This window comes from Paraburkholderia sp. BR13439 (genome assembly GCF_040948805.1).
GTDB lineage: Bacteria > Pseudomonadota > Gammaproteobacteria > Burkholderiales > Burkholderiaceae > Paraburkholderia > Paraburkholderia youngii.
Genome location: NZ_JBFPKN010000015.1, coordinates 168,090 through 194,370, shown reverse-complemented (window position 1 = coordinate 194,370; position 26,281 = coordinate 168,090). Strand labels below are relative to the sequence as shown.

The following is a 26,281-nucleotide window of genomic DNA, read 5'->3' as shown; positions in this document are numbered from 1 at the left end:
CTCGCGATATCACGTATGACCGCCTCGTGTCAGAACGGGTTAGGTGGCCCAGAATCCGGCCCGTTCGGCGCATCCGCATCGAGCCATCCATAACCCTTGCGCTCCAGTTCAAGTGCCAGCTCGCGCGTTCCGGATTTCGCAATACGCCCCTTTGAAAGCACGTGCACGCAATCGGGCACGACGTATTCGAGCAAGCGCTGGTAGTGCGTCACCAGGACGATTGCGCGGTCCGCATGGCGCATCTGATTGACGCCTCGCGCAACCACTTGCAACGCATCGATATCGAGCCCCGAATCGGTTTCGTCGAGAATCGCGAGGCGCGGCTCCAGCACCGCCATCTGCAGCACCTCGTTGCGCTTTTTCTCACCCCCTGAAAACCCTTCGTTGACCGCGCGATGCAGCAGGCTTTCGTCCATCTGCATGAGCGCCATTTTCTCCTTCACCAGTTGCAGGAATTCCATTGCATCCAGTTCGGGGTCGCCGCGGTGCGCGCGCTGTGCATTCAACGCGGCCTTCAGCAGATACACGTTGCTGACACCCGGTATTTCGACAGGGTATTGAAACGCGAGAAAAAGCCCTTCGCGTGCACGCTCTTCCGGCGCGAGCGAGAGCAGGTCACGGCCCGCATACTGCACGCTGCCACCTGTTACGCGGTAATGCTGGTGGCCCGCCAGCACGTTGGCAAGCGTGCTCTTGCCCGAACCGTTCGGGCCCATGATGGCGTGCACCTCGCCCGCGTTCACACACAGATCGACCCCGCGCAGAATCGGCTTGCCTTCTACTTCAACGCTCAGTTTGCTGATTTCTAGCATGACCGTTGTCCCTGTCAGCCCGTGCTGCCTTCAAGACTTACGCCGAGCAGCTTTTGTGCTTCGACGGCGAACTCCATGGGCAGCTCCTTGAGGACCTCCCTGCAAAAGCCGTTGACGATCATCGACACCGCTTCTTCCTCCGAAAGGCCTCGCTGTCGGCAATAGAAGAGCTGGTCCTCGCCGATGCGCGACGTCGATGCCTCGTGCTCGACCTTCGCGGTCGGGTTTTTCACCTCGATATACGGAACCGTGAGTGCACTACATCGATCACCGAGCAGCAGCGAATCGCACTGTGTGTAGTTGCGCGCGTCCTCCGCCGAGCGGGCAATTTTCACGAGCCCACGATAGGCGTTCCTGCCGTGGCCGGCGGAAATGCCCTTCGACAGGATCGTGCTGCGCGTATTGCGACCCAGATGCGCCATCTTCGTGCCGGTGTCGGCCTGCTGATAGTTGTTGGTGAGCGCCACAGAATAGAATTCGCCGACCGCGTTGTCGCCTTGCAGGATCACGCTCGGGTATTTCCACGTGATGGCGGAGCCTGTTTCGACCTGCGTCCACGAAATCTTCGAGTCTGCTTCACGGCAATCGCCACGCTTGGTCACGAAGTTATAGATGCCGCCCCGCCCGTGCGCATCGCCCGGATACCAGTTCTGCACCGTCGAGTAGCGGATTTGCGCACCCTCCAGCGCGACCAGTTCCACCACTGCAGCATGCAACTGGTTCTCGTCACGCATCGGCGCGGTACAACCCTCCAGATAACTGACGTAGGCTCCCTTGTCCGCGATGATCAGCGTTCGCTCGAACTGTCCCGTGTTCTGCGCGTTGATGCGGAAATACGTGGAAAGTTCGATCGGGCAACGCACGCCCGGTGGGATATAGCAGAACGACCCGTCGCTAAAGACCGCGGAGTTCAGCGCAGCGAAAAAGTTGTCGGTATGCGGCACCACTGAGCCGAGGTATTGCCGCACCAGTTCAGGATGAGTCTGCACCGCTTCCGAAAACGGACAGAACACGATGCCGAGCGCGCCAAGCTTTTCACGAAACGTCGTCGCGACCGACACGCTGTCGAACACCGCATCCACCGCGACGCCCGCGAGCATCTCGCGCTCCTCCAGCGGAACGCCGAGTCTCTCGTACGTGCGCAGCAGTTCCGGATCGACATCCTGCAGACTCTTCGGGCGATCCTTCGGAGCAATCGGCGCCGAATAATACGCAATGTCCTGATAGTTGATAGGCGGGTGCTCAACCGATGCCCAATGCGGTTCGTTCATCGTGAGCCAGTGCCGGTAGGCCGAGAGGCGCCAGGCGAGCATGAAGTCGGGTTCATTCTTCTTTGCTGAAATCAGGCGGATGACATCTTCAGACACACCGCGCGGCAACGTATCCGACTTTACATCGGTCACAAATCCGTGCCGGTATTCGCTCCGGATCAGCTCGTCGATTCTCGATACACTTGAACTCATGCAGACCTCCGCTTTCAGCGTTGCGGCGGCCCGATCGCGCGCTTGGGGCGATCAAGGAATCACTGTGCGTAGCCGCTGGCCGGCTGTCCTGACGGCTCCAATTGCGTCAAACAGCGTGATCCGCCTGGCGACTGCCGTAGCCAATAGCGGATAGCCGTGCATCGGCGAGGCTGCCAATACTCTCCACGGTGTCCGGATCGCGTGCCATTGTGATCGTGATCACCGTGACATAGTCGGCAAGCCTGCTCGTGCGCAACATGATTAAGCCTCCGCGAACCGTACCTGTCTGGTCTGGTTTCACATTCAACCCTAGCACCGCGTCGCCGCTGATAAAAGAAAGACATCACTGCGCGTGTACGTTCTCGCTGCTGTCGTCAACTCGGCCTTGTCGCGGCTTGCGTCGAGGTATGACGATTGCTGAGCTTGAACTCCCGCGAAGGTGCCTGAAAAGCTACGAGATCGGTGCGGGGCCGGTGGTGTTCGCGCAAGGCGAGTCGCCCTACCATCTCGTCGCCGGTGTAGTTCTTCTGATCTTTGACACCAGAGAAGTGTAGTGCGCCGGACCCTAGGGTAGTCGAATGCCGGTGCTCGGACCGGATCACGCGTCGAGGCGAATTACCGGGAACAACGTTCCAAAGCAGCTACTGCTCTGTGGGTCGCTTCGACGATTTCCACGCACTCGGCGTGACGACGGGTGTGCTCGATCGCTGAACACTCACCGGCGCGGCTCACTTGCGCCAGATCGGCGCGAGCTTTTTCCAGCGCCGCCGACGGTGACCCATTGTCTGCAATCAGCTTCGCCAGATCGAAGACCGTGCCGGAAGACAGTTCCACGTATGCCGGGCAAGCAGCGCTGGCGGCGCCGCTGTACACCGAGAACCCCGCAATGGCAAATACGACGCGTCGTGCGACGCTTGCAGTCAAATTACTCATGGCAACATCCTGTTTGCTCCTTACTGGGCCCAAGCCGATTCGTGTGTTGTTTGTATAACTCCAGCGTCCACGAAATGGCCTGCAAAAATAGCCGCGTCAGTGCCGAAATTCCCCGCAAGCTTGCGCCTCACTTCCAACCTGGCGCTCCGTGGCCGCCGCATCCTGCATTCCCGCTCTAACTCTACGCGATGGAAGATAGGCGCGAACGCAACACAAACGCGCTACCAACGAACTAAAAGCTTACTCGGACGCAGGGTTCTGCGGGTCGATCGGGGCGCTGGCATGTTGCGGTGTCGCCCGACGTGGCGGTGCGATGAGTTTGGCGCTTAGGGGCTTCGCCGGAATGTAAGACACCGTCGAACTAGGGGAATCTACCGAATATTTCGCGCTTGCGTTGTCAGGGTACCTGATATCAAATACGGAACATCACGACGAACGGACGGGCGCGTTTTTCAGGACGCGCTTAATTTTAACCATAATATCAGCCTACCTGATATTTAACTGCCACGCTCTCACCGCTGCGCCGGCTTAGAGCGAAAGACCAGGTCGTACCCAAGATCCACAACCGCAGCTCAACAAAAAAAGCAAACAACAGGTCCGGAGATATCACCATGCAATTGAAGTCGACTCACGTCCTCATGTTCGGTGCGCTCTGCGCGCTGAGCGCAGGAGCCTCGGCGCAATCGAGCGTCACGTTGTACGGCATCGTTGACACAGGGATCGAGTATGTCTCGCACGCGAACGCGAAGGGCGATAGCGTCGTTCGCATGCCATCCGTTACCGGTGAGTTCCCATCGCGCTGGGGGCTGCGTGGCAACGAAGATCTAGGCGGCGGCTACAGCGCTGTGTTCACTCTCGAAAGCGGCTTCAACCTGCGCGATGGCAGTTCCGGACAGGGCGGCAGGTTGTTTGGACGCCAGGCGTTCATCGGCGTGAAGAGCCCGTATGGAACGCTCGCGTTCGGCCGTCAGTACACGATGACCTATCTCGCGGTCCAGGGCGCCGACATCATCGGTCCGGACATCTACGGCATGGGCTCGCTGGATGCCTATGTGCCCAACGCGCGCACCGACAACTCGATCACCTATCTCGGCTCGTACAAAGGCTTTACGTTGGGCGTGGGTTATTCATTCGGACGGGACGCTGCGGGTACCGGCAACTCGCCGGGACAAGGAACCTGTACCGGCTCCGTTCCAGGCCACGCCACGGAATGCCGCGACTGGTCCGCAATGCTCAAGTACGACTCGCAATATTTCGGCGCTGCCGCGTCGTACGAGGAGCAACGAGGCGGCGCGACAGCAGCCGCCAACTTCTTCGACGGTGTTGCGCCGACACCGCTGATCAACGCCGCGGACAAGGACGCCCGTACGCAACTGAGCGCCTATGCGCAGTACGCAGGCGCGAAGATCGGCGCCGGTTGGATTGGACGCCGCGTAGTGACCCAGTCGCCGAGCGTGCCCAATATCCGTTCGGACCTGTTCTTCCTCGGCGCTTCGTACATGGTCACGCCTGCATTCCTCCTCGATGGCGAAGTGTTTCGCATCATCAATAGCGACCACGATACCCGCGCCACGATGGGAACGTTACGCACCACCTATCTGCTGAGCAAGCGTTCGTCGGTCTATGCGCAGGCTGCATATCTGGCGAACAGTGCGAAGGCGCGCTATTCGGTCAGCGGCGGCGGGAGCGGGACCACGCCGGGCGCGGGCATGGGTCAAACGGGCGTGATGGTCGGCATCAAACACATGTTCTGATACGGGTCGAAAATGAAACGAACTTCAATTGCTGTATGCGTATCGGCCGTGTCCGCGATGCTGGCGGCCTGCGGCGGCGGTTCCGACTCCCTCTCCACCAGTGCGACGCAATTGCCTCGGCTCTCCGCCGCACAACCCGCGACGCTGTCGGGAGACTGCGCCGCGCTCGCCGCCAGGTTGACGTTTGCCAACACGACCTTCACTTCCGTCACCGACGTGCCGGCCGGAACGCTCACGGTGGCCGGAAAGTCCGTCCCCGAACATTGCGTGATCGAAGGAAAAATGAATCAACGCACGAGCGCCGTTGACGGCCGGACTTATGCGATCGGTTTTGAAATGCGGCTGCCAATTGCGTGGAATGGCCGCTTTTTCTATCAGGCCAACGGTGGTCTCGACGGCAATGTGACGCCTGCGACGGGAGTGCTCAGTGGCGGCGGCCCGCTGAACAACGCGCTGAACATGGGCTTCGCCGTGATCAGTTCGGATGCAGGTCATTCCGGGTCGCAAAACCCGCTGTTCGGTCTCGATCCCCAGGCGCGTCTCGACTATGGCTACAACGCCGTCGCTACGCTCACGCCGATGGCCAAGCAGGTGATCAGGTTGGCCTATGGCAAGGGCCCCGACCGCAGCTATTTCGAAGGCTGCTCGAACGGCGGCCGTCATGCGATGGTGGCGGCAGCCAGATCTTTCGCGGATTACGACGGCATCATTGCCGGTGACCCCGGCTTTCATTTGCCAAAGGCAGCGATTGGGGAGTTGTGGAGCGCGCAACAGCTCGCTACCGTCGCGACCGCGACGACCTCGTCCGGCATTGCCGATATCACCACCGGCTTGACGACTACTGAAAGGCAGCTGATCGCATCGAAGATCATCGCGAAGTGTGATTCGCTCGATGGTGTAGCGGACGGAATGGTCCAGGACATCAAAGCGTGCCAGGCGAACTTCAATCTGGCCACCGACGTACCGACGTGTTCGAGCAATGGGCGCGACGGCAGCTGTCTTACGGCGGCTCAAAAGCAGGCGGTTGGAAATATTTTCTCCGGGGCGAAAAACAGCGCCGGCACGGCGCTCTATGCGAGCTTTCCGTATGATGTCGGTATCAACGGATCAGGCTGGGCCGCGTGGAAGCAAGGCAATTCCATCAGCCTTGATCCGGCCGCGGCAGCCTTCGTGTTTACGTCGCCGCCGCAAAGTGCTTCGATCCTCGGTTCGATGGGTGCCTACGGTCTGAGCTTCAGCATGGACAATGATGCGCCGAAGATCTTCGCCACGAGCGGGATCTATTCCGAGTCTTCGTGGTCATTCATGACCCCGCCGAACGAGACCGATCTGAGCGGTCTGCGGAGCCGGGGCGCGAAGTTGATCGTCTATCACGGAACGAGCGATCCGGTGTTCTCGTCGAACGATACGACCGACTGGTATCAGCGCCTATCGACGGCTAGTGGCGGAGACGCAAGCAATTTCGCGCGGCTCTTCACGGTAGCGGGGATGAACCACTGCAGCGGCGGTCCGACGGCCGATCAGTTCGACATGCTGACGCCCATGGTGGCATGGGTCGAGCAAGGGCAAGCACCGAACCAGGTCATCGCAACGGCTCGCGACACCAGCAACGCGATTCCGAATAGCGAAGTGCCGACTAGCTGGGGTGCCGGGCGCACGCGTCCGCTGTGCGCCTATCCGAAGGTGGCCCGCTACACGAGTGGAGACGTGAACTCGGCGAGTAGTTTCACTTGCAGCTAAGGCACTGACTCTGACTTGGCGAGGGAATCGGCGCAGTCGGCCCCGGCCGATGCGCTGCCCCGTCCGTGCGGAACGCGCCATGCTGCTCCTTGGGCATACCTCTGTCCGCGATCATCGGGCGTGCGTTTGCGCGCCCGCACTGGAGCGCTGCCATGAAAATGCGCGAGTACAAAATCGGTTCGCCGTGGTATCAGGCCGCCTGTGCGACGCTACGCCGGGCCGTCCCATCGGGGCTGTTGTCCGGGTGCCTGTCGGCGGCGACGGCCTCGGCGGCATCCGCGGACGCATCGGGCAGCCCGCTAGCGCCGATCAATGCGGTTACCCACTCCGTGTGGCCGCAACGCGCGTTGCGCGAACGCGGCTTCAGCATCCGCCATACGGTGACCGGCTTCGCGATCCATCAGGCGGCCGCCATCTTCTGGGCATTCCTGTTCGAGCAACTCGTTGACCGGATGGCCGGCCCTGTCCCGTCACGACGGCCCGGCGTCGCCGCGCTAGCCGCCGCCGCGACGGTGGCAAGCGCGTATGTGGTCGACTACAAGGTGGTGCCCAACCGGCTCACGCCGGGATTCGAGGCGCACCTGTCGCGTCGCTCGCTCGGCAACGTCTACCTGTTGCTCGGCGCCGGCCTGCTCGCGGCCGCGCTGCTGCGGCGGCCGGATCGATGAAGACTGCGCGCGCAAAAAAAGCGACCAGCCTTTGACCGGCATGGTCGCCACAAGCGCATTTGAGAACGCTGTCCCCACGAGTCCAAGCGGAGGACAAATCGAGTATAGGAAACAGGTCCGCACCGCAGGCTGTCCGTAAGCCCTGCGTCGCGGACAGTTCTCTACGCGAAACGCGTCGCGCACCATCATCCTGCCATCTGCTCCGCCGGCACCGCCACTGAACGGCCCGCGAGCCGCTCGAATTCATCGACGTCGTGGCTGCAAAAAATCCTCAGCGCGGGACTCGCCCGCTTCGCCAGATCGCGCAGTCGGCGCTGATTGTACAGTCGTGCCGCGCGGTCCTTTTCGAGCATCCACTGATGGAAGCGCAACCCGGCCGAGCAATGCGGACGCACCGGGTCGAGCTCGCCGTTGTCGAAGTAGGCGTCGCCTGCGAGCAGCAACCAGCCGCCGTCGCCGTTCACCGCGACGCCCGAGTGACCATAGGTATGGCCTCGTAGCGGCACTAGTGCGATCTCGTTCGCGAGTTCCTCGATCGGATGCACCTTCGCGAAGCCTTCCCAGCGCTCGGTGTATTGCGGCGAATGCACGCGCCACATGTTCTGATATGACCACTGCTGCGGCCTGAAGCGCTGCCGGTCGAGCCAGGTCTTCTGCTGTGCCGCGTACTGACGCTCGCTCGCGAGCATGTGCACGGTCGCGTGCGGAAAGTCATCGAGGCCGCCCGCGTGATCGGAATCGAGGTGCGTCATGACGATATGGCGCACCTCGGCCGGGTCGAAACCAAGCCGCTCGATCTGCCTGATCGCCGTCATTTCATTCCGGAACTCGGGCTTCAGCAGCCTCAGAAAGAATTTGCCGAGGCGCGAATAGGGATCGGCGACATCGCGCAGACCGAAACCGGTATCGACGAGCACGAGCCCCGCCGAACTTTCGACGAGCAGACAATGGCAGACCAGATGCCCGCGGCGAATCAACGATTCGGGTTGCCCGTTGAACAGCATGCCGCACAACGGGCAGGTCGAAATGCAGTTCAGATGGTGCACTCTCATGCCGCACTCCCCGTCTTGGGAACTGCATTCCTGCTTGACGCTTCCGCGGCAACTGTTGCGCGGCACTCGCCGTATGCGTCATTCAGCGAACAGATCTGGCCCGAACACCTCGTAGTGAATCTTCGACTCGTGAATGTCCAGGTTTTTCAATGCGTCGTGCTGTAGCCGCATGAATGGAACCGGCCCGCAGATGTAGTAGTCGGCGTCGGGCAACAGGATCTCGTCGCGCAGCTTGCCGAGGTCGATGAAACCGGCGTTGTCGTAGTCGCGGCCCTGCACGTCGGTATCGAGCGGCGCGTCATAGAACACGATCGCGCGGAAGTTCGGCTGGGTGGCGGCGGTCTGCTGCAGACGGTCGCGCATCGCGTGCACCGCGCCGTTGCGTGCACCATGAATGAACACCACGCGCCGCTGCGGGTCCTGAATCGCGCGCTTCAACATGCTGACCATCGGCGTCAGACCGACGCCGCCGCTGATCAGTACGATCGGCGTCTTCGCATGGACATCGATGTAGAACGTGCCGTACGGCGCTGCCAGCTTCACCTCGTCGCCGACGTTCACGTGATCGTGCAGCAGCGAGGACACATAGCCCGCCGGCCGCCCGGCCTCGCCGCTCTCGCGCTTGACCGAGATCCGATAGCTATGGCCGTTCGGCACGTCGGACAAACTGTATTGCCGGATCTGCTGCAGGCCGAGCGCGGGCACATCGACGGCAATGCCGATGTACTGTCCCGGCTCGAAGTTGGCGAGCGGCTGTCCATCCTTCGGTTCGAGGATGAACGACGTGATCACGCTGCTCTCGGGCCGCTTCTCCTTGACGACGAACGTGCGCCATCCGGTCCAGCCGCCTGGCTGCGCCGCGCGCGTTTCGCGCAATTCGGACTCCATGCCCATCAGCACGTCCGCGAGATTGCCGTATGCCTGCGCCCACGCGGAGATGATGTCGTCGGTCGCGGCGTCGCCGAGCACGTCCTTGATCGCGCCGAGCAGATGTTCGCCGACGATCGGATAGTGCTCCGCTTTCACGTCGAGGCTCGCGTGCTTGTTGGCGATATTGCGCAGCACCGCGGCGAGACTGCCGGGGTCCTCGATGTTCTCGGCGTACGCGTACACGGCGCGCGCGAGCGCTTCCTGCTGCTGCCCCTGCTCCTGATGCGCCATGTTGAAAACGTTTTTCAGTTCGGGATGCGCTTCGAAGAGCCGTCTATAGAACCGTTGAATGATCGTATAGCCGTGCGCGGCAAGAACCGGGGCCGTCGCTTTTACGATGTCCCTGGTTTTCTGCGTCAGCATTTCTTTCCTCCTGCAGTAGGACGACTGGTTACCTCGCTCGTGCGCGCAGCTCGAAAAAGTGTCGATACCGCGGCGCGACTATCTGAGTCGAGTGCCTCGCTCACCTGCAAGTTCCTGGGGCATTCGCCCGCTGCTTCAAGCCTATCCAGGCGACCATGCTGCTCCAACCGATGCCGGCTGTCCATATGCCGAAGGCCACGGACACGCCGATGACGCACAGCGCGCGCACGAGGTAGGCGATATCGGCCGCCGCGCACGCCATCGCGGGCCGGCTGACGACGCGATGCGAGCCGCCCAGGAACGCTGCATGCGAGGCGATCCACGCGCCGCTCGCGACGAACGGCGCTCCGCACGCGTGGCACGGCGGATGAAAGACCCAAGTACCAACTCCAATGGAGGTCACGATGTTCATGCACAACAAAAGGCTGCAATACACGGTTCGCGTCGGCACGGCCAATCCCGGGCTTGCGAATCTGATGCTGGAGCAGTTCGGCGGTCCGCAAGGCGAACTGGCCGCCGCGATGCGCTACTTCACGCAGGCCGTTGCGGAAGAAGACCCCGGGCGCAAGGACATGCTGTTCGATATCGCCACCGAAGAGCTGAGCCATCTCGAGATCATCGGCTCGATCGTCGCGATGTTGAATCGCGGCGCGAAAGGAGAACTCGCCGAAGGGGTCGAGCAGCAAGCCGAGCTGTATCGCAAGCTCAACGGCGCGGGCAACGACAGCCACCTTACGCAGGTGCTATACGGCGGCGGACCGCCGCTGACGAACTCCGGCGGCGTCCCGTGGAGTGCCGCGTACATCGACACGATCGGCGAGCCGACCGCGGACCTGCGCTCGAACATCGCCGCCGAAGCGCGCGCGAAGATCATCTATGAACGGCTGATCAACGTGACCGACGATGCCGGCGTGCGCGAGGCGCTCGGCTTTCTGATGACCCGCGAAGTCGCGCATCAAAAGTCGTTCGAGAAGGCGCTGTATGCGATCACACCGAGTTTCCCGCCGGGCAAGCTGCCGCCGAGACAGGAATTCGCGAGCGTCTACTACAAGATGTCGCACGACGGAGCGGTGATCAACGCACCGTGGAACAGCGGCACCGGTCTCACGATAAGGACCGGTGAGCCGGCGGTGGATGGCGGCGACGGCAATGCGTCGGTGAGCCTCGAAGCGCAACAGCAAGCCGCGGTTACCGCGATGGCCACGCGTCTGCGATCCGACCCGTCGAGCGATCCGACGACCGGTGCCGAAATAGGCAGCGAAGTCCCGCGCGGCAATGAGGTCGGTTGATCGCTCAAGGCGCTGCCGCGGGTATCGTCAAGGTCCGAAAAACGTGTTGCAGAACTTGCCGGCCACGTTGCAGGTCGGTTGACCCGAAGGCTGCGCGGTGCCGGGTTCGGGCGGCGTCGCGCACGCGGCCGTCGCGGCGATCGCGAATGTCATGACGAGCGCTGTGCGCAGCGCCGGCGCGCGACGGTTTTTCGCAGCGCGCGCCGCGTCGCGGTTCGGATCGCACCTCGCGGAATTTTCGCGCTCCCGCGCATCGATGGCGCGAGGGCAGCCTTGTCGGACGTCAGGCATTGCGCCCTCCTTCAACCGCCATTCACATTGACTACGCTACGCCAAATCGGTCGCGAACGGGTTTCTTCGAATTCGCGCGAAGGCGGGGCCGCGCGTCCCGCATGGCTGTCCGCAATGTCAGAGTTTCGGACATACGCCTCTATGCACCTTCTTGGGGTTGCCGGCGTATGCTGATTCCGGCGTTTTCCGACACGTCGACAGACCGGTACGACTTACTGTCGACAACGCGAAAAACGTACGTTCCGTGAAAAATTGACCGCTCCAGGAAAGACCATGCTGAGCCCTCATGAATTTGCGGTTTTGATGCTGGTGAAGGCATCGCCGGAGTACACCGATAGAGCGCGCGAAGAATTCGACGCGCTGCTCGAGCGCCAACTGGTCGCGCTCGAAAGCACACCGTCAGGCGCGCATCGTCCGCGCGTGACGAACCACGGCGAATCGTTGCTCCAGACCCTGATGCGAAAACGTTGAGGCGGTACAGGCGCGCCGAGCGAGCGACGCGGTAGGGTCGAAACGCTGACTCACGACAACGACTAACAACAAATCGGAGGGAACCTGTGAATGCCGCGCGTAACTATAACGACGCCGCCAACGAACTGAAGCACATCGGCACGATGGTCCAGCGCCTCGAACAGCTCTTTCACCGCGACCGCGTCGACTGGCAGGGCACGGTAGTTGCAACGCCCGCTTACTGGCGCGCGCGCATCGAGGCCAATGCCGAACTGCCGCCGGCGCTGCAACCGCAAGCGCGCCTGCTGCTCGCGCGGCTCGCCACGCTCGAAGCACGCAGCGAGCGCCGTGGCCGTCGCGCATGATCGGCGCGCACCGGCGCGATCACACACTTACGCGACGAAGGACATGATGATGATGCGGACCTACGAATACCACGGGTTCACGATCGAGGTGACCGTCGAGGCGGATTTCACGTTGCGCCCCGCCGGGCGCGCGGCGGTACGCACGCGCTATGCGGCGGTGGTTCACATCTATCAGGCGGGTGCCGCGGTTGCCACGTTCTCGCCGCTGCGCTTCGACATTGCCGGCGGACGGCCATTCGACACCGAGGCCGATGCGTTGATGGGCGGATATAGCGCGGCGCGCCGAATCGTCGACGATCTGTTCGCCCATGCGGCGGATGCCACGGACTCCGCCTTGAGCGCACTGTCGAGCAGCAAAGAGCTCCGCTAGCGGGCGCTGGCGCACGATTGACCCATTGTGGGGCGTCAGGAATGGCGCATGCGGTATCCGCGAGCACCCTTTCCGTGGAGAAACGCCATGACCAATGACGCCTCATCGTTGTCGCCGTCGATTACGTCGATGATCCGCCTCGACCATATGCACGTGCTCGCCGCTTCGCACCGATACCACGCGTCCACGCCGTGGTGGCGAAAACGCGCGATCGTCAACGGCGTGTGCGATGCGCTTGAAATCCACGCGCTACTGGAGGAAGAAATTTTCTACCCGGCGCTAGACCGCGCGCTGGGCAACGACGAGACACTGACGAAAAGTCGTTCCGAGCACGACGAGATGCGCGCGACGATCGCAAAGCTGCGCGCAATGGGCCCCGAAAACGCCGCGTACGACGGGCTGTTTCTTCAACTGATCCGCGAAGTCGCCCATCACGTCGCCGACGAGGAAACCATCCTGCTGCCCGACGCCGAGCGCGTGCTGAAAAACGAACTGCAGTCGCTCGGCGCCGCGATGACGCGCCGCCGGATGCAGTTGCTCGGAGAGCGTCCGATGAACATTGCGGTGAATGCGGCGGGCACGTTTCCGATCGCCACGCTGCTACTGGGATCGACCTTATTGCTCGCGTTGCGGCGCAGCCTGCCGAGGTCACGTCGCGCGGCACGGACGCAGCGTCAATATGAGTAGCCGATGCGCGAACGACTGGCGCAAGCGGGCATCAACGATTCGCGCCGGGCGCCGCCGGCGTCCGCGCGCGCCGCTGTTTCGTCTTGTCGAGCGTGCCCGGGTCGACGAGCGTGGCCGCGACGCGGCGCGCATTCTCGGCCGCGATGTCCTGCGCGTCGCCCCACGACACGTGGCCACACGTCCCGCGTCGCTCGAAGACCGTGCCATGTCCGCCGCCCCGCTCGGTCACGAGCACGATCCATTGGAAAGCACCTTCCGAATCTCTGATGACGGTCCAGCTTACGAGGAAGTCGGCCATCTCTATCGCCTGCACACGCATGTTCGGCTCCTTCGGTCCGTTGCATCGGACCGTTTTGAGCGGAGATGCGCATTGCGCGTGCCTGGCGCGGACCGCCCGCGCGTCGCGTTGCAATCCCCGCCTCACGGCCGCTGATCCGTGTCGGACCGACGCGGGTCGGGGTCGTCGCGACTTTGCGGCGAGCCTGTCAACACCGCGGGCAGCGAAGGATTCTCCGGTTGGGTGTAGCGCGCGTGGATCGCCGCGCGGATGCGCGCGAGGCTTTGCGCGGCATCGAGCGCGCTGTCCTGCTCGATGCCGCGTGCTTCGTCGGCCAGGTCCGCGTCGCCGATCTGCTGTTCGAACCAGCGCGAATAGTCGCCACGCTGGCGATGAAACTGCCATGTCGCCGCATCGACACCCTCGGCAATCTCGACGAACAGCACGAGGTTGTGCGCGCGCAGGTTCAGCGCGTTGTGCTCGCCGCGAAAGTAAAAGCTGCGCTCGGGAATCAGCAGCCCCTCAGCGTACTTGCGACGATGCCGGCGCTTTTCCTTGCGACCGGGCTCGAGCCGCACGAGCTGCGGCGGCGCGGCGGCGCTGACGCGCCATAACAGCGCGTCGCCTTTGGCGAGTTGCGCCCCGTCGCCGCTCGACGCTGGCGGCTCACGTCCACTTGCCGCAGCAAAGCGCTGCAAGGCCGCATGCGCGCCGTCGCCCATCGCGAGCACGGTGCCGACCTGCTCCAGCAACACCGGCGATAACTGCTCCGGCGACACGGTGACCGCGAGCGCCGTTTCCAGCGCATCCGGAATCGCCTGGTTCGCGCCGGCCCATTGCGCGGGAAACACGTGATGCGCCTCTTCGAACACGAGCCAGTGCGGCCGCCCGGTGCGCGTGCGCAGACGCTGCACCTGCAACAGCAGATTCGCGCAGAACAGCGGCCGATCCGACGGCGGCACCCGCAGCAGATTGAGCGCGATGGCGGGCCGCGCCGGACGGCGCAGCAACTGCATCGCCTCGTCGATCGACGGTGCATTGCCCGCATCGCCGAGCACGAAGGTCGCATCGTCATTGTCATAGTCGCCTTCAGGATCGACGATGCACATCTGGCAGCCCGCGCCCGCGAGCCGTTCGAGCAGGCCCGCCGTCGCGGTGGACTTGCCGCAGCCCGATTCACCGACGAGCAGCACGACGCTGCCGTACGCGGGCAACGACAGCGGCTCGCTGTCCGGCGCATCACAGCGAGGGCCGAGCACGATGCGATTGCGCGGCGACGCGTCGGCGATGCTGCGCAAATCGTCGGCAACGAGGGCGTCGATCAGTTCGGCGACGCCCGCGCCCGCGACGCCGCCCGTCACGATATCGGCGTGCTTCTGCAACTCCGGCAAGGCGTTCGCGACAGTCGCCGCGAGGCCGCACGCGTCGAGCAGCGCATGGTCGTTTTCCGCGTCGCCGATACCGGCCACGTTCAGCGGCGACAGTTCGAGATCGGCGAGCGCCGCGCTCAGGCCGCTCGCCTTCGACACGCCCGGCGCCACGATCATCACCGCGTCGCCGTTGAAGATGATCCGCAACTCGAGCCCAAGGTCGCGAATCACATCGAGCGCGACATGCTCATGGGGCTTCATCGTCGCGACCAACGTCTGGCTGACACTGAAAGCGTTGGGCGCGCGCCGCCGTAACTCCGCGACGAAATTCTCCGGCGGTGCGGGCGCGAGCAGACGGCGCGCGCCATCGGCCGGGCAATACAGCACGCCGCCGTTTTCCGCGACCACGCGCGAAAACAGCTCGATGCGCGGGCAGATCGCGAGCAGGTCGTCGAGCTCGCGTCCGCTGACGAGGATCGCGTGACGGCCCGACGCGCGCAGGCGTTCGAGCGCGGCCCACGTCGAATCGGCGACCTGGCCGTCGGTGGCGAGCGTGTTGTCGTAGTCGGTCGCGAGCGCAAAAAATCGCATGGTGCACGACTCCTTCGATCGATTCATGGGTCCGTTCAGCAAGCGCTATACCTCACGACCCGCGCCCAACGGTATGGGGCTTGCTCAGGGTCCTTGCTGCAGGTCGTGTCGAAGCGGCGGAGCGCCGCCGCCAGCCTGCCCCGAGGAACCATGATGTCCATTCCCATCGATGCCGTGACCCTCGCGCGACTGCAATTCGGCTTCACGATTGCTTTCCACATCATCTTTCCGGCGCTGTCGATCGGTCTCGCGAGCTACCTCGCCGTGCTCGAAGGCGCATGGCTCGTCACCCACAAGCCCGTATATCTCGCCGTCTACCGCTACTGGCTGACGATCTTCGCGGTCGTGTTCGGCATCGGCGTCGTGTCGGGGCTCGTGATGTCGTATCAGTTCGGCACCAACTGGGCGGGCTTCGCGTTTCGCGCGGGTCCGATCGTCGGGCCGCTGATGGGCTACGAAGTATTGACCGCTTTCTTTCTCGAGTCGGGCTTTCTCGGCGTGATGCTGTTCGGCATGAAACGCGTCGGCCCGCGTCTGCACTTTCTCGCGACCGTGCTCGTCGCGATCGGCACGCTAATGAGCGCGTTCTGGATTCTCGCCGTCAATTCATGGATGCAGACGCCGCAGGGCTATGCGATCGTCGACGGACGCTTCTTTCCGGCCGACTGGTTGCGCATCATCTTCAACCCGTCATTTCCGTTCCGGCTCGTACACATGGCGCTGGCCGCGTATCTGAGCGTCGCGTTCCTCGTCGGCGCGGTCGGCGCCTGGCATCTGCTCGGCGATTCACGCAATGTCTGCGCGCGCCTGATGGTGTCGATGGCGCTATGGATGGCCTGCATCGTCGCGCCGATCCAGATGGTGGTCGGTGACCAGCACGGTATCAACACGCTCAAGCACCAGCCGGCCAAAATCGCCGCGCTCGAAGGCGACTGGCTCGCGCGTCCCGGTCAGCCGTTGATTCTGTTCGGGTTCCCGAACATGCGCACGGAGACGACCGACTATGCGCTCGAAATACCGCATCTCGGCGCGCTGATTCTGACGCACACCTGGGACGGCTCGATCGCGGGCCTCAAATCGTTCCCGCCGTCCGAGCGCCCGTTCTCGCCGGTCGTGTTCTGGGCATTTCGCGTGATGGTCGGACTCGGCATCCTGATGGCGCTGCTCGGACTGGGCAGTCTCGCGTTGCGCTATCGAAGGACCCTGTACGAAGCGCGCTGGATGCAGCGGATCATGGTCGCGATGGGGCCGGCTGGTCTGATCGCGTTGCTGTGCGGCTGGACCGTCACCGAAGTCGGCCGGCAGCCGTACACGGTGTACGGTCTGCTGCGGACGGCCGACAGTGTGTCACCGATCGCCGCGCCCGGCGTCGCGGTATCGCTCGCGAGCTTCGGCGTGGTGTACGCGATCGTGTTCGGCGCGGCCGTGGTCTTTCTGTTCCGGCTGATGGCGGCGACGCCCACGCTCGACACGCCCGGCCCCGCGAAGGACAAGCCGCATCGCAGCGCCGGCATCACACCGGGCCCAGCACAGGCACCGTCCGTCCCATCAACTCCGGGGAGTCACGCCGATGACGACAGGAACGTTTGATCTCGCTTTGGTATGGGCCGCGATCCTCGCGTTCGCGGTGCTCGCATACGTGCTGCTCGACGGCTTCGATCTCGGCGTCGGCATCCTGTTCGCGGTCGAGCACCACCGCGACGACCGCGACGTGATGGTGAATTCGATCGCACCGGTATGGGACGGCAACGAGACGTGGCTCGTGCTCGGCGGCGGCGGCTTGTTCGCGGTGTTTCCGCTTGCCTACGGCGTGATTCTGCCGGCGCTCTATCCGCCGATCATCGCGATGCTGCTCGCGCTGGTGTTCCGCGGCGTCGCTTTCGAATTCCGCTTTCGCGCGATAGGTCGCGGCCGCGCATGGTGGGACGCCGCGTTCTTCGGCGGCTCGGCGCTCGCGGCGCTGTGCCAGGGGCTCGTGCTCGGCGGCCTGCTGCAAGGTATCGAGGTCTCGGGGTTCTCGTATGTGGGCGGCTGGTGGGACTGGCTGACCGGCTTCACGATCCTGTGCGGTCTCGCGGTGATGGCCGGTTACACGCTGCTCGGCTCGTGCTGGCTGATCTGGCGCACCGAAGGTCCGTTGCACGAGCGTTGCCGGCGACACGCGCGCACGATGGCCGTCACCGTGCTCGCGCTGATCGTGGTGGTCACGCTATGGACGCCGATGCTGCCCAACTCGCTGACGGCTCGCTGGTTCCGTTGGCCGGACCTGCTGTTCACCGCCTGGGTACCGGTGCTGGTCGTTCTGCTGGCCTTTGGATTTTTCCGCAGCCTGTCCGCGCGCCGCCATCTGTTGCCGCTGCTGTTTGCGTACGGCATCTTCGTGCTGTGCTACGCGGGGCTCCTGATCAGTCTATATCCGAACCTCGTGCCACCGTCGATTTCGTTCCGCGCGGCGGCAGCGCCGCATGCGAGCCTGCTGTTTCTGCTGGTCGGCGCCGCGATCACGGTGCCGATGATTGTCGGCTATACCGTGTATGCGTACTCGGTGTTCAAGGGAAAGTTGCGCGCGGGCGAGGGGTACCACTGACATGTGGCGCCGCCTTGCGTGGTTCGCCGGCCTATGGCTCGCCGGCGTCGTCGCGGTCGCGACGGTGGCGGGTGTGTTGAAGCTTCTGCTGCACGCGGCCACGCATTGAGCGTGGCGCGCGCTGGCAGTGGGATTACCGCGGCGCGACTACGGCAACGTATAGGCGACCACGGGAGTCGCGCTGCTTCGTGCCGAGCGAGCCATGTCCGCCCGCTACCACCAGCACATACTGCTTGCCGTTGCTGTCGGCATAGGTCGATCGGCGTGTCTTCGTAAGTGGTTTCGGTCGGGTCACCCGGACCGGCTTTGTCGCCGGTCTCGATGCGCCATGCCTTCGCGCGGCGCGGCGGGCGGCCCGAGCGCGAGCCGCTTGCTCACCGGTGGCAGCAGCAGCCAGATCGCGAGCGCGACCCACACCCAAAGACGTGGCAGCAATTGCCAGAAATCGAAGCGCGCCTCGACCGCCGCCCAGATCGTCGATGCGAACAGCACGATCGCGAACACGAACAGCGCGGCACGCCGGCGCAGCCACATCAGCACGCCGGTCGCCGCGATCGCGGCCGGGAGCCGGGAGCCGCGCTCCACGCGCGGACCGGGTCGCGGGTGAGCCTTGACCTGGCGGGGGCGGCGATGCAGTTTGCGGGCTATTCATTGCCGACGCCCTTCGAGACTTCGGCGGGGCTCTGATACTGCTGGTCGGGCAGATCCTGGAGCCGTTGCAGCACGTCGTCATCGGCGCCATTGGCTTTCGCGGTTTCGATGAGGCTGTCCTTGTCGGCGGGATAGGAAGCGCCCTTCAGCGCTTTCTGCACGTCGATGAACGGGTTCAGCGGGCGCTCGCCCGTGGTCGAACGGGAATTGGTCATTTCGTTCCCCTGATGGGTTGCGTGGAAGGAAGTTCAAGTGCTGGCCGGGATGGCGCGTCACGGCGGCGCCGAGCCCGGTGCTTGCACGTCCGGCGTGTCGCGTACCGGCTGCTGCTCCGGCTGTACGTCCGTGCCGGGCATCGCTTCGGGCACGCGCGGATGCTCGTGCCTTCGCATCCGGCGTGCCTGTAGGACGCCGGGCTGCGCGCTGCGATGCGCGCTACCGGTCTGCCCGACTCGTGCCCGCCGATCGCGATACGCTCGGGCCGCTGCGCGCGTGCACCCAGCGGCCGCGTGACCCGTGGATCTGTCCCATGCTCCGTGGCCGTCAGAGCCGATGGCGTTGGTCAAGATTGGCGTGCCGCGTTAGAAAAAATCCACGCTCGCGCAGGCGTCGTTGCGCTTCAACGCTCCGACGCCAATAGCTTCCGGTACACCTCGATGTACTCGTCGGCCATGCGTGCCGCGGTGAAGCGCCGCTCGAAGGCTTCGCGACAGCGCGCGCGGTCCAGCTCGCCGATCCGGTTCACCGCATCGACGGCCTCGTCGACACTATCGACGATGAAGCCGGTCACGCCGTCGTCGATGATCTCGCGGACCGAGCCGCGGTCGAATGCGATCACCGGTGTGCCCGCCGCCAGCGCCTCGACCAGCACGAGCCCGAACGGCTCGGGCCAGTCGATCGGAAACAGCAGCGCTCGCGCGGCGCCGATGAAGCGATCCTTTTCACGGCCACCCAGCTCGCCGCGATAGCGCACATGCGGTTGCCGCATCAGCGATGCGACCTCGTGCTCGTAGTAGTCGCGATCGCCGTCGTCGATCTTGGCCGCGATTTCGAGCCGCGCGTTCGCACGGCGCGCGATCTCGATCGCGAGATCGGGTCGCTTGGTCGGCGCGATGCGGCCGACGAATGCCAGGTAGTCGGACGGCGTGCGGCTGAAGGTGTGAAGGTCGCGCGGCAGGCCGTGATGGACCGTGCGCTGCCACGCGAGTCGCGGCAGCGGCGCGCGCTGCGCGTCGGAGATCGATACCAGTGGTACGTCGCAAAACTCGCGGTACAGCGCCTCCAGACCGGGGATGTCGAGCCGCCAATGCAGCGTCGTCACGTGCGCGCAGCCGAGCCGCCTGCCGAACGGGAAGCTCGTGTAGTCGGTATGGAAGTGCACGATGTCGAAGTCGGCCGAACGTTGCACGACCTGTTCGAGCATCGCGACATGAAACGCCTGCGGGTCGGCGGTGTTCTCGAGCCCGCGCAGCGGCCGCGGATAGACGGACACGAGATGCGCGCGCGTCAGCGAGTCGCCGCTCGCGAACAGCGTGACCTCATGGCCGAGTTCGACCAGCGCCTCGGTCAGCCACGACACGACGCGCTCGGTGCCGCCATAGGCGACGGGCGGCACGCGCTCGTAGAGCGTCGACACTTGCGCGATGCGCATGCGAGCCTCCGTCGTTCTTCCGCCGTGCAGACCTCCGTCGTCGAGCATTCACCATTCCAGACGCGCGGTGGACGATGGTATGGCGCTTGCGGGTTGTCGATCGAAGCGTGTCATCCGTCCCGCTTCGATTCATCCCGTTCCACTTCGTAGAGGAGAAAAACATGAAGCGCGTTACCGCCATTGCCGCACTTTGCTGTGGGCTTGCCGCTATCCCTCATATCGCCGGCGCGCAAACCGAGGCCGCCTCGACCACGAGCGCCAATCCGCTGCCTCAGGCCGACAAGGACTTCGTGCAGGCGGCGAGCATGTCGTCATCGACCGAAATCGACGCGGCCAAGCTCGCGACGAAGAACTCCAGCGACAAGGATGTGAAATCGTTCGCGCATCACATGATGCTCGATCACACGAAGCTCACGATGCAACTGAAGATGGCTGCACCACACGGCGTCGCGGTGCCGAAGGACAATTCCGACACCACGGTGCTGGACTCGCTGAAGAGCCTGCATGGCAAGGCATTCGATCAGGCGTATATCCAGAAGGTCGGCATGCAGGGACACGAGGACGCGCTGAGCGCATTCAAGAAAGAAATCTCCGATGGCCAGAACGCTGATCTGAAGAAGGCCGCGCAAAAAGCGCTGCCTACCATCGAGGAACACTACAAGATGGCGCAGGATCTCGCGACGAAGAAGGGGGTGACGAAGTAGCGCCGAAGGCAGGTATCCGCGCCATTCGTGTAGTCCGGCAAGCAGTCCGCGCTAGAAACTCATCGCGAATCCGAACGACACGCCGTGCACGTTGCGACCGAACACGTAGCGCACCATCGCGCGCGTGCGGGTGACGATGACGGGATACCTGCTGCTATCGAGTTCCAGGCCGACTCCCAGCGACGTGAGGTCGTTGAATCCCAGCACCCCGGCGCTGTCGCCGAAGTAGTGCGAGTAAGCGGCTTCGAGCACATAGCGGACTGGCCGGTCCAGCGCGTGCCAGCCGGTGGGTGCGCGCCAGCGTGTCCATAGGCTCACTTGCTGGGCCGTGGCCGAGCCCTGAACGGCCTGCGATGAACCGCCGAAACTGCGCAGGTAAATATCTGTCGCCCGCAATTCCGCGTCGATTTCGTAGTTTTCGCGGTAGTGCTCGTAGTCGAGCATCAGGGAGCCGCCATAGCCGTAGGCATTGAGCGAGCCGTTCTCGAGGAACTGCAGGTTGCTGTCGGTGACGTGATTGAACAGCGTCTGCCCGACCTTCAGGTCACTCGACACGCGCCCGATCGTACCGTTCAGGATCGGACGGAATGCCAGTTCGTCCGTGATGCGGAAATCCCAGCCCAGGCCGACCGTGCCGCTGAAGGTGTTCCACTTGGTGGGCACCGCACGCTGCTGGGCGCCATCCGTGGCGATGAAAACCGGATCGTAGCGGCTGTAGGCGAGCGTGCCCTCCATGTACAACGGAAACGACCTGCTGAGCGTGAAGCCGCCGCCGAATTGCGTCTGCCCGAAGCCGGGATTACCGGTCAGCCCGTTATTGACCGACAGGTTGCTGGTCGTGACGTCCGGGACCGTCGTGTAGCTCATGATCGCGAGCACAGCGTCCGCGTGCTGCTTTACATTGCCGCCGATCACGGTATTGCTCGACAATTGCCCCGGCACGACCTGCGCTTGCGACGGGCAGGACAGCAGGCTCAAAGGCAGAGCGGCACCCGCGCCCAATGCGCGAAGTGACCAACGCTTCCGAAGTGCCGGCATAGTCAAACAACCTCGCCATTTGTCGACGACCAGATTGCAGACTGACTTGCAGGCTCACTTGCACGCTCACCCACGGCGTATCCAACGAGCATCATGCACTCCTGTCAGTCGGCCAATTGTGTTCGTCTTCCGCGAAGTCGCGATTCCGCTGCACTGAAACAGGTGTACGCAGTCGATGCGACTCCGGCGGGCGTTGCGCCGCTCACAGCACCTGGAAGGTCTGCGCTAGTATGTATAGAAATACCCGAAGTGAAGTTGTACGGCAATACGGGCATTTCTTCAGTCGCTTGCCTTGGCGCTCGGGCAAGGGACACCCCCCACTTCTCCACGGAGCATCGTTATGTCCACCCATTCGGTCCCGAACGACAAACCCGTCAAGATCCCCGGCCCGGATCATCCGATCACGATCGAGCAGCACCGCGCGCGCGTGATCGTGATGGCTGGCGGCCAGGTGATCGCCGATACACACGACGCGTTGACGCTGCGCGAGGCCCGCTATCCGGCCGTGCTGTACATCCCCCGCAAGGACGTGGACATGACCCGGCTCGAACGCACGGCGCACGCGACTTATTGTCCATACAAAGGCGATTGTGCCTACTTCTCGATTCCATCGGCCGGCGAGCGCGGCACCAACGCGGTGTGGACCTACGAGCACCCTTACGACGCCGTCGCGTCGATCCGCGAACACCTCGCGTTCTACCCCGACCGCGTGGATTCCATCACGCAGGAGCCGGCCGCTCATTAGGCGGACTCGCGCGGGTTATTGCCCGGCAATCCGGCGCGGCGTGGCGGTCCCTATTCCGCCACGCCCTCGCGGCATTTGACTACCGACCGACGAAACGGCACGGACTGCGATAACCCGTGCCGTTTTTTATGCTTGACGACTCGCGCGGATCACGCGCGGAATCGAAGCCGATTCACAGCGCCCGCGCGTCGAACGGATCACACCGACCTTAACAAGACCTTAAGACTTCAGTATCGCCAAATAAAAAAACCAAGGTCACGTAAATGACTTTTTTTACGGTTCAAATTCGTCCCGCTTTACCCAAATTCGTTGTTAAGCAAAGGACGAGACATGAAACCGATTACGAAATGGAAGCGTAAGCAAAACGCAATGTACGCCGCCGTCGCACTGCTCGCCGGGCTGTACTCGGCAGTCGCGACCGCAGGCGACGATCACGATCACGGCCGCGATCACGAGCGCGATCGCGCGTCGGTCAAGCATGTGCTGCTGATCAGCTTCGACGGTCTGCATGAGCAGGACGTCGCGCGTTGCATCGGCGCGAACACCTGCCCCAATCTGGCGCTGCTCGCGAAGTCAGGCACCACGTACACGAACGCGCATACACCGGGACTGTCGGATTCGTTTCCGGGCCTCGCCGCACTCGTGACCGGCGGCTCGCCGAAGTCCGCGGGCCTGTTCTACGACGTCTCCTACGACCGCACGCTCTATGCGCCGTCCGATACCAGTTGCACGGGCCCGACCGGCTGGAATGTCGTGTTCGATGAAACGACCGGCATCGACGGCGAGAACGGCGGCGCGCTGATCCATCTCGACGGCGGCGGCGCGTTCAATCCGCAGGCGATTCCGCATGCGCTCGTCAATGGCGTCTGCACGCCCGTCTATCCGCACAACTATCTGAAGACCAACACGGTCTTCGAAGTGATCAAGGGCAACGTGAACGGCGCGCGCACCGCGTGGGCCGATAAACACGCGTGGGGCTACGACTGGCTCAACGGACCGTCCGGCACGGGTGTCGACGATCTTGCGCGCACCGAAATAAATTCGATCGATCCGGATACCAATAGCTACTACCTCGACACGTACACGCACACGGAGAAGTTCGACAACTACCATGTGCAATCGCTGATCCATGAAATCGATGGCAAGGATTCGACCGGTCAAAAGAACGTCGCGGTGCCGACCGTGTTCGGCGCCAACTTCCAGACGCTGAGCGTCGCGCAGAAGGCCACGGTCGCGTCGGGCGGCGGCTATCTGGATGCGAGTTTCACGCCGGGTCCGCAGGTGGCCGGTGCGATCGCGTATATCGACGACGCGTTGGGACGCATCGTGTCCGAACTGAAGCAACGCAATCTCTATTCGTCGACGGCGATCATCGTGACCGCGAAGCATGGCCAGTCGCCGACCGATCATTCGAAGCTGGTGAAGAACGGCGATACGCTGACCAAGCTGCTAGAAGCCAACAACTATCTGGATTCGGGCGGCGCTTTTGGGCAAAACGCTACGACGAGCGGCAACCTGAACGATGGCACCGGGCTCGTCGGCACCGGCATGGTGCAGACCGACGACGTCGGTCTGATCTGGCTGCGCGATCAAAGCCAGACGGCTGCGGTCGTGAAGACGCTGAAAGACAATCTGAGCTGCAACGCGCCGGGGATTTGCGCGGACGGTCCGCAGGCGTACATCCTGTCCGGCCCGCAACTGGCGAACCGGTTCGGCGATCCGTCGCGCGGCCGCACGCCCGACATCATCGTTCAGCCGAACCCGGGCGTCATCTATACGTCGAGCAAGTCGAAGGACGAGGAGCATGGCGGCAACGCGCCCGACGACAGCCATCTCGGTCTCGTGATGTACGTGCCTCATGCGCATCATGCCGGGAAGGTCAACGACGAGCGAGTGCTGACCACGCAGGTCGCGCCGACGATCTTGCGTCTGCTCGATCTGAAGCCTGAGCTGCTGCATTCGGTCGCGATTGAAGGAACGCGTCCGCTGCCGGAGTTCGATCGCGAAGACTGAGTGCTTACTGTAGTCGACGTATTCGAGTAGCGAGCTGCGCCGCGATCGGTGTTGGAACGATCGTGGCGCGGTCGTTTTTGCCGGGGTCCAGCCGCGCGGACCTCGCGTGTCGGCGCGTGCGAGAATGGGAGCCGCCTGATTTTCGCCAAACAGGCGTGCGTCGATCGCCTGACAAGGAGCCGCGCTGCCATGAACAACATTGCTCTCGGATGCGTAGCGGTGTTGGGGCTGCTGTTATTCGGCCTCGGCTTGTCGGTATCGATGCTGCGTTTTCGCGAACGCACCACTGCGGGCTGTGCCGATGATCCGGCCGACCTGTTGCACAAGCTGGTTCGGGCGCATGGCAACACAGCGGAATACGCGCCGTTTCTGGCGGTGCTATTTCTCTTTCTGGGCGCGAGATCGCCGTCCACGGTGACGGTGTCGCTGATGGTCATCGCGACCTTGTGCCGGTGCTTGCTCGTCGTAGGGCTTGTCGCGTTTCCGACGATGGCGAAGCCCAACCCTTTGCGCTTCGTCGGTGCGATTGGGACTTATGGCGCAGGGATTGCATTGTGTTTGGCGTTGATGCGCTGAGGCGCCGTGCTGCGGATCGCCGGCGCGCTCTACCTGATCTGGCTCGGCATCAAGATGATCGTGACCGCGGCGGCCATTGTCCGCAGGCGTCGGCAGCGCCGCGTCCGGCTGGGCCGCGACGAAGAAAGGCTATTTCGTCAGCATGACGAATCCGAAATCCATCGCGTTCTACGGCAGCATCTTCGCGTTGATGGTGCCCGCGCATGCACCGTTGTAGCTCGATATCACGGTCGTGGCGCTGTCGATCGGCATTTCGTGCGCGTGGTACTGCGCGATGGCGTTGCTTGCATCGCATCCGGCGGTTCGGCGCACGCTGGTTCGCCGCAAGGCCGTGCTCGATACCGCAGCGGGTGCGTTGCTGGTCGGAGTCGGCGGGCGGATGTTGGTGGGGCGTTGAACAGCTACGGGCGCACGAAGTGATGCCGCGTTCGAACGGTCAGGCGGAATCGGCTTGCGGCGCACCGCCGCGAATCACGAGTTCCATAAACCCCGTCTGCGGATCGGGCTCCCGCGCGAACGAATAGCCCGGAACCGACACGAGCAACAACTCGACGGTCGTGCGCACCATGCACCCGCGCGCCACATGACCGCCGAACACCTGTCCGCGTGCATCAGCGATCGACATGTGCAGATGAGCGCCATCGGGCGAGACGGAGCCTGCGAGGGTCAATATTTCGAGGTCGCCGCGAATTTCCGTTGGCGCTTGCGCGCCAGCGAACCTCAATGCCGCAACGTGAAGACTGCCGATGCCCTGGACGACGAAGGCCGCTTGCAGCTCGCGTTGATGAAGCGCGTCTTCGATGGCGACGCGAAGGTCGTCGCCGGGCGAGAGCCGGAGGGGATGTGCTTGCATGCCTGGGCCGTTTGAAACGCGGTGGACGCAGGGACTTTGCGTGGATGAGGAAGTATCT

The 26,281-nt window shown here is 63.4% G+C and carries 30 protein-coding genes and 1 pseudogene; 16 read left to right on the top strand and 15 right to left on the bottom strand.

The window, feature by feature from the left end; translation table 11 throughout:
* Positions 1-29 precede the first annotated feature (29 nt).
* The 4 genes from sufC to AB3X96_RS27470 all read right to left on the bottom strand — a co-directional run bounded on the left by sufC (position 30) and on the right by AB3X96_RS27470 (position 3,208).
* On the bottom strand, positions 30-812 hold the full coding sequence (gene sufC, locus AB3X96_RS27485; RefSeq protein ID WP_368592203.1) for a Fe-S cluster assembly ATPase SufC: 783 nt from the start codon (positions 810-812) through the stop codon (positions 30-32).
* A gap of 14 nt (positions 813-826) precedes the next feature.
* Positions 827-2,275, bottom strand: a complete 1,449-nt coding sequence (sufB, locus tag AB3X96_RS27480; protein WP_368592202.1) for a Fe-S cluster assembly protein SufB — start codon at positions 2,273-2,275, stop codon at positions 827-829.
* 106 nt (positions 2,276-2,381) lie between these two features.
* Complete coding sequence (locus AB3X96_RS27475) at positions 2,382-2,534, bottom strand: hypothetical protein (protein ID WP_368592201.1); 153 nt, start codon at positions 2,532-2,534, stop codon at positions 2,382-2,384.
* A gap of 356 nt (positions 2,535-2,890) precedes the next feature.
* On the bottom strand, positions 2,891-3,208 hold the full coding sequence (locus AB3X96_RS27470) for a hypothetical protein (RefSeq protein WP_368592200.1): 318 nt from the start codon (positions 3,206-3,208) through the stop codon (positions 2,891-2,893).
* Between the two features lie 611 nt (positions 3,209-3,819).
* Here AB3X96_RS27470 and AB3X96_RS27465 point away from each other — a divergent pair.
* The 3 genes from AB3X96_RS27465 (at position 3,820) to AB3X96_RS27455 (ending at position 7,370) form a co-directional block, all read left to right on the top strand.
* The gene (locus AB3X96_RS27465) at positions 3,820-4,962 is read left to right on the top strand and encodes a porin (protein ID WP_176365450.1); all 1,143 of its coding nucleotides are present in this window, start codon (positions 3,820-3,822) and stop codon (positions 4,960-4,962) included.
* 12 nt (positions 4,963-4,974) lie between these two features.
* Complete coding sequence (locus tag AB3X96_RS27460) at positions 4,975-6,702, top strand: tannase/feruloyl esterase family alpha/beta hydrolase (RefSeq protein WP_368592199.1); 1,728 nt, start codon at positions 4,975-4,977, stop codon at positions 6,700-6,702.
* 152 nt (positions 6,703-6,854) lie between these two features.
* Positions 6,855-7,370 carry a hypothetical protein gene (locus AB3X96_RS27455; protein ID WP_368592198.1) on the top strand — a complete coding sequence of 172 codons (516 nt, stop codon included), beginning with the start codon at positions 6,855-6,857 and terminating at the stop codon, positions 7,368-7,370.
* 185 nt (positions 7,371-7,555) lie between these two features.
* On the opposite strand, the gene AB3X96_RS27450 is transcribed toward AB3X96_RS27455, so the two are convergent.
* The 3 genes from AB3X96_RS27450 to AB3X96_RS27440 form a co-directional block, all read right to left on the bottom strand.
* Positions 7,556-8,422 carry an MBL fold metallo-hydrolase gene (locus AB3X96_RS27450; RefSeq protein WP_368592197.1) on the bottom strand — a complete coding sequence of 289 codons (867 nt, stop codon included), beginning with the start codon at positions 8,420-8,422 and terminating at the stop codon, positions 7,556-7,558.
* A gap of 78 nt (positions 8,423-8,500) precedes the next feature.
* Positions 8,501-9,715 (bottom strand): NO-inducible flavohemoprotein, encoded by a 1,215-nt coding sequence (hmpA, locus tag AB3X96_RS27445; RefSeq protein ID WP_368592196.1) that lies wholly within the window; start codon positions 9,713-9,715, stop codon positions 8,501-8,503.
* 100 nt (positions 9,716-9,815) lie between these two features.
* Positions 9,816-10,118, bottom strand: a complete 303-nt coding sequence (locus tag AB3X96_RS27440; RefSeq protein WP_368592195.1) for a hypothetical protein — start codon at positions 10,116-10,118, stop codon at positions 9,816-9,818.
* A gap of 1 nt (position 10,119) precedes the next feature.
* Between AB3X96_RS27440 and AB3X96_RS27435 the strand changes: the two genes are divergently transcribed.
* Complete coding sequence (locus AB3X96_RS27435; protein WP_368592194.1) at positions 10,120-11,004, top strand: manganese catalase family protein; 885 nt, start codon at positions 10,120-10,122, stop codon at positions 11,002-11,004.
* Between the two features lie 27 nt (positions 11,005-11,031).
* Here AB3X96_RS27435 and AB3X96_RS27430 read toward each other — a convergent pair whose 3' ends face one another.
* On the bottom strand, positions 11,032-11,295 hold the full coding sequence (locus AB3X96_RS27430) for a hypothetical protein (RefSeq protein ID WP_368592193.1): 264 nt from the start codon (positions 11,293-11,295) through the stop codon (positions 11,032-11,034).
* Positions 11,296-11,568: 273 nt separating this feature from the next.
* Here AB3X96_RS27430 and AB3X96_RS27425 point away from each other — a divergent pair, with 273 nt between their 5' ends.
* The 4 genes from AB3X96_RS27425 (at position 11,569) to AB3X96_RS27410 (ending at position 13,167) form a co-directional block, all read left to right on the top strand.
* Positions 11,569-11,766, top strand: coding sequence for a hypothetical protein (locus AB3X96_RS27425; protein ID WP_368592192.1), 198 nt, complete (start codon positions 11,569-11,571; stop codon positions 11,764-11,766).
* Positions 11,767-11,852: 86 nt separating this feature from the next.
* Positions 11,853-12,110 (top strand): hypothetical protein, encoded by a 258-nt coding sequence (locus AB3X96_RS27420; protein WP_368592191.1) that lies wholly within the window; start codon positions 11,853-11,855, stop codon positions 12,108-12,110.
* A gap of 49 nt (positions 12,111-12,159) precedes the next feature.
* Positions 12,160-12,480: a hypothetical protein gene (locus AB3X96_RS27415; protein ID WP_254905908.1), complete on the top strand. Its 321-nt coding sequence runs from the start codon at positions 12,160-12,162 to the stop codon at positions 12,478-12,480.
* A gap of 87 nt (positions 12,481-12,567) precedes the next feature.
* Positions 12,568-13,167: a hemerythrin domain-containing protein gene (locus tag AB3X96_RS27410; RefSeq protein ID WP_368592190.1), complete on the top strand. Its 600-nt coding sequence runs from the start codon at positions 12,568-12,570 to the stop codon at positions 13,165-13,167.
* A 31-nt stretch (positions 13,168-13,198) separates the two neighbouring features.
* On the opposite strand, the gene AB3X96_RS27405 is transcribed toward AB3X96_RS27410, so the two are convergent.
* On the bottom strand, positions 13,199-13,486 hold the full coding sequence (locus tag AB3X96_RS27405; protein WP_176380489.1) for a hypothetical protein: 288 nt from the start codon (positions 13,484-13,486) through the stop codon (positions 13,199-13,201).
* Positions 13,487-13,587: 101 nt separating this feature from the next.
* Entirely contained in the window at positions 13,588-15,405 is a 1,818-nt protein-coding gene (locus tag AB3X96_RS27400) for an HAD hydrolase family protein (protein WP_368592189.1), read from the bottom strand.
* A 153-nt stretch (positions 15,406-15,558) separates the two neighbouring features.
* Here AB3X96_RS27400 and AB3X96_RS27395 point away from each other — a divergent pair, with 153 nt between their 5' ends.
* The 3 genes from AB3X96_RS27395 to AB3X96_RS27385 are packed head-to-tail and all read left to right on the top strand — an operon-like array spanning position 15,559 to position 18,101.
* On the top strand, positions 15,559-16,995 hold the full coding sequence (locus tag AB3X96_RS27395) for a cytochrome ubiquinol oxidase subunit I (RefSeq protein ID WP_368592248.1): 1,437 nt from the start codon (positions 15,559-15,561) through the stop codon (positions 16,993-16,995).
* Complete coding sequence (gene cydB, locus AB3X96_RS27390) at positions 16,976-17,992, top strand: cytochrome d ubiquinol oxidase subunit II (protein ID WP_368592188.1); 1,017 nt, start codon at positions 16,976-16,978, stop codon at positions 17,990-17,992. The genes AB3X96_RS27395 and cydB overlap by 20 nt, the downstream gene beginning before the upstream one ends.
* Before the next feature lies 1 nt (position 17,993).
* Positions 17,994-18,101, top strand: coding sequence for a DUF2474 family protein (locus AB3X96_RS27385; RefSeq protein ID WP_368592187.1), 108 nt, complete (start codon positions 17,994-17,996; stop codon positions 18,099-18,101).
* 182 nt (positions 18,102-18,283) lie between these two features.
* On the opposite strand, the gene AB3X96_RS27380 is transcribed toward AB3X96_RS27385, so the two are convergent.
* From AB3X96_RS27380 to AB3X96_RS27370, 3 genes are all read right to left on the bottom strand, one after another.
* A complete protein-coding gene (locus AB3X96_RS27380; RefSeq protein WP_368592186.1) occupies positions 18,284-18,577 on the bottom strand; it encodes a hypothetical protein in 294 nt (97 codons plus the stop codon).
* A 59-nt stretch (positions 18,578-18,636) separates the two neighbouring features.
* The gene (locus AB3X96_RS27375) at positions 18,637-18,858 is read right to left on the bottom strand and encodes a DUF2795 domain-containing protein (protein ID WP_176111663.1); all 222 of its coding nucleotides are present in this window, start codon (positions 18,856-18,858) and stop codon (positions 18,637-18,639) included.
* Positions 18,859-19,262: 404 nt separating this feature from the next.
* Positions 19,263-20,294: a glycosyltransferase family 4 protein gene (locus tag AB3X96_RS27370; protein ID WP_368592185.1), complete on the bottom strand. Its 1,032-nt coding sequence runs from the start codon at positions 20,292-20,294 to the stop codon at positions 19,263-19,265.
* A 161-nt stretch (positions 20,295-20,455) separates the two neighbouring features.
* Here AB3X96_RS27370 and AB3X96_RS27365 point away from each other — a divergent pair, with 161 nt between their 5' ends.
* On the top strand, positions 20,456-20,998 hold the full coding sequence (locus AB3X96_RS27365; protein ID WP_176111662.1) for a DUF4142 domain-containing protein: 543 nt from the start codon (positions 20,456-20,458) through the stop codon (positions 20,996-20,998).
* 51 nt (positions 20,999-21,049) lie between these two features.
* Here the strand turns inward: AB3X96_RS27365 and AB3X96_RS27360 are convergent, their stop codons facing one another.
* A complete protein-coding gene (locus tag AB3X96_RS27360; protein ID WP_368592184.1) occupies positions 21,050-22,036 on the bottom strand; it encodes a hypothetical protein in 987 nt (328 codons plus the stop codon).
* A gap of 340 nt (positions 22,037-22,376) precedes the next feature.
* Here AB3X96_RS27360 and AB3X96_RS27355 point away from each other — a divergent pair, with 340 nt between their 5' ends.
* The 4 genes and pseudogenes from AB3X96_RS27355 to AB3X96_RS27340 all read left to right on the top strand — a co-directional run.
* Entirely contained in the window at positions 22,377-22,781 is a 405-nt protein-coding gene (locus AB3X96_RS27355; protein WP_176122800.1) for a DUF427 domain-containing protein, read from the top strand.
* A gap of 330 nt (positions 22,782-23,111) precedes the next feature.
* Positions 23,112-24,794, top strand: coding sequence for an alkaline phosphatase family protein (locus AB3X96_RS27350; RefSeq protein ID WP_368592183.1), 1,683 nt, complete (start codon positions 23,112-23,114; stop codon positions 24,792-24,794).
* A 189-nt stretch (positions 24,795-24,983) separates the two neighbouring features.
* On the top strand, positions 24,984-25,370 hold the full coding sequence (locus tag AB3X96_RS27345) for an MAPEG family protein (protein ID WP_176365437.1): 387 nt from the start codon (positions 24,984-24,986) through the stop codon (positions 25,368-25,370).
* Between the two features lie 9 nt (positions 25,371-25,379).
* A pseudogene (locus AB3X96_RS27340) lies at positions 25,380-25,767 on the top strand (LysE family translocator); the annotation flags it as partial.
* Between the two features lie 39 nt (positions 25,768-25,806).
* Here AB3X96_RS27340 and AB3X96_RS27335 read toward each other — a convergent pair.
* Positions 25,807-26,223 carry a PPC domain-containing DNA-binding protein gene (locus AB3X96_RS27335; RefSeq protein WP_368592182.1) on the bottom strand — a complete coding sequence of 139 codons (417 nt, stop codon included), beginning with the start codon at positions 26,221-26,223 and terminating at the stop codon, positions 25,807-25,809.
* Between the last annotated feature and the right edge of the window lie 58 nt (positions 26,224-26,281).

Bases quoted from the DNA above. Each gene is read 5' to 3' on its own strand.
- sufC (WP_368592203.1), bottom strand. From the start codon at position 812: ATGCTAGAAATCAGCAAACTGAGCGTTGAAGTAGAAGGCAAGCCGATT.
- sufB (WP_368592202.1), bottom strand. From the start codon at position 2,275: ATGAGTTCAAGTGTATCGAGAATCGACGAGCTGATCCGGAGCGAATAC.
- AB3X96_RS27475 (WP_368592201.1), bottom strand. From the start codon at position 2,534: ATGTTGCGCACGAGCAGGCTTGCCGACTATGTCACGGTGATCACGATC.
- AB3X96_RS27470 (WP_368592200.1), bottom strand. From the start codon at position 3,208: ATGAGTAATTTGACTGCAAGCGTCGCACGACGCGTCGTATTTGCCATT.
- AB3X96_RS27465 (WP_176365450.1), top strand. From the start codon at position 3,820: ATGCAATTGAAGTCGACTCACGTCCTCATGTTCGGTGCGCTCTGCGCG.
- AB3X96_RS27460 (WP_368592199.1), top strand. From the start codon at position 4,975: ATGAAACGAACTTCAATTGCTGTATGCGTATCGGCCGTGTCCGCGATG.
- AB3X96_RS27455 (WP_368592198.1), top strand. From the start codon at position 6,855: ATGAAAATGCGCGAGTACAAAATCGGTTCGCCGTGGTATCAGGCCGCC.
- AB3X96_RS27450 (WP_368592197.1), bottom strand. From the start codon at position 8,422: ATGAGAGTGCACCATCTGAACTGCATTTCGACCTGCCCGTTGTGCGGC.
- hmpA (WP_368592196.1), bottom strand. From the start codon at position 9,715: ATGCTGACGCAGAAAACCAGGGACATCGTAAAAGCGACGGCCCCGGTT.
- AB3X96_RS27435 (WP_368592194.1), top strand. From the start codon at position 10,120: ATGTTCATGCACAACAAAAGGCTGCAATACACGGTTCGCGTCGGCACG.
- AB3X96_RS27430 (WP_368592193.1), bottom strand. From the start codon at position 11,295: ATGCCTGACGTCCGACAAGGCTGCCCTCGCGCCATCGATGCGCGGGAG.
- AB3X96_RS27425 (WP_368592192.1), top strand. From the start codon at position 11,569: ATGCTGAGCCCTCATGAATTTGCGGTTTTGATGCTGGTGAAGGCATCG.
- AB3X96_RS27415 (WP_254905908.1), top strand. From the start codon at position 12,160: ATGATGCGGACCTACGAATACCACGGGTTCACGATCGAGGTGACCGTC.
- AB3X96_RS27410 (WP_368592190.1), top strand. From the start codon at position 12,568: ATGACCAATGACGCCTCATCGTTGTCGCCGTCGATTACGTCGATGATC.
- AB3X96_RS27405 (WP_176380489.1), bottom strand. From the start codon at position 13,486: ATGCGTGTGCAGGCGATAGAGATGGCCGACTTCCTCGTAAGCTGGACC.
- AB3X96_RS27400 (WP_368592189.1), bottom strand. From the start codon at position 15,405: ATGCGATTTTTTGCGCTCGCGACCGACTACGACAACACGCTCGCCACC.
- AB3X96_RS27395 (WP_368592248.1), top strand. From the start codon at position 15,559: ATGTCCATTCCCATCGATGCCGTGACCCTCGCGCGACTGCAATTCGGC.
- cydB (WP_368592188.1), top strand. From the start codon at position 16,976: ATGACGACAGGAACGTTTGATCTCGCTTTGGTATGGGCCGCGATCCTC.
- AB3X96_RS27385 (WP_368592187.1), top strand. From the start codon at position 17,994: ATGTGGCGCCGCCTTGCGTGGTTCGCCGGCCTATGGCTCGCCGGCGTC.
- AB3X96_RS27375 (WP_176111663.1), bottom strand. From the start codon at position 18,858: ATGACCAATTCCCGTTCGACCACGGGCGAGCGCCCGCTGAACCCGTTC.
- AB3X96_RS27370 (WP_368592185.1), bottom strand. From the start codon at position 20,294: ATGCGCATCGCGCAAGTGTCGACGCTCTACGAGCGCGTGCCGCCCGTC.
- AB3X96_RS27365 (WP_176111662.1), top strand. From the start codon at position 20,456: ATGAAGCGCGTTACCGCCATTGCCGCACTTTGCTGTGGGCTTGCCGCT.
- AB3X96_RS27360 (WP_368592184.1), bottom strand. From the start codon at position 22,036: ATGCCGGCACTTCGGAAGCGTTGGTCACTTCGCGCATTGGGCGCGGGT.
- AB3X96_RS27355 (WP_176122800.1), top strand. From the start codon at position 22,377: ATGTCCACCCATTCGGTCCCGAACGACAAACCCGTCAAGATCCCCGGC.
- AB3X96_RS27350 (WP_368592183.1), top strand. From the start codon at position 23,112: ATGAAACCGATTACGAAATGGAAGCGTAAGCAAAACGCAATGTACGCC.
- AB3X96_RS27345 (WP_176365437.1), top strand. From the start codon at position 24,984: ATGAACAACATTGCTCTCGGATGCGTAGCGGTGTTGGGGCTGCTGTTA.
- AB3X96_RS27335 (WP_368592182.1), bottom strand. From the start codon at position 26,223: ATGCAAGCACATCCCCTCCGGCTCTCGCCCGGCGACGACCTTCGCGTC.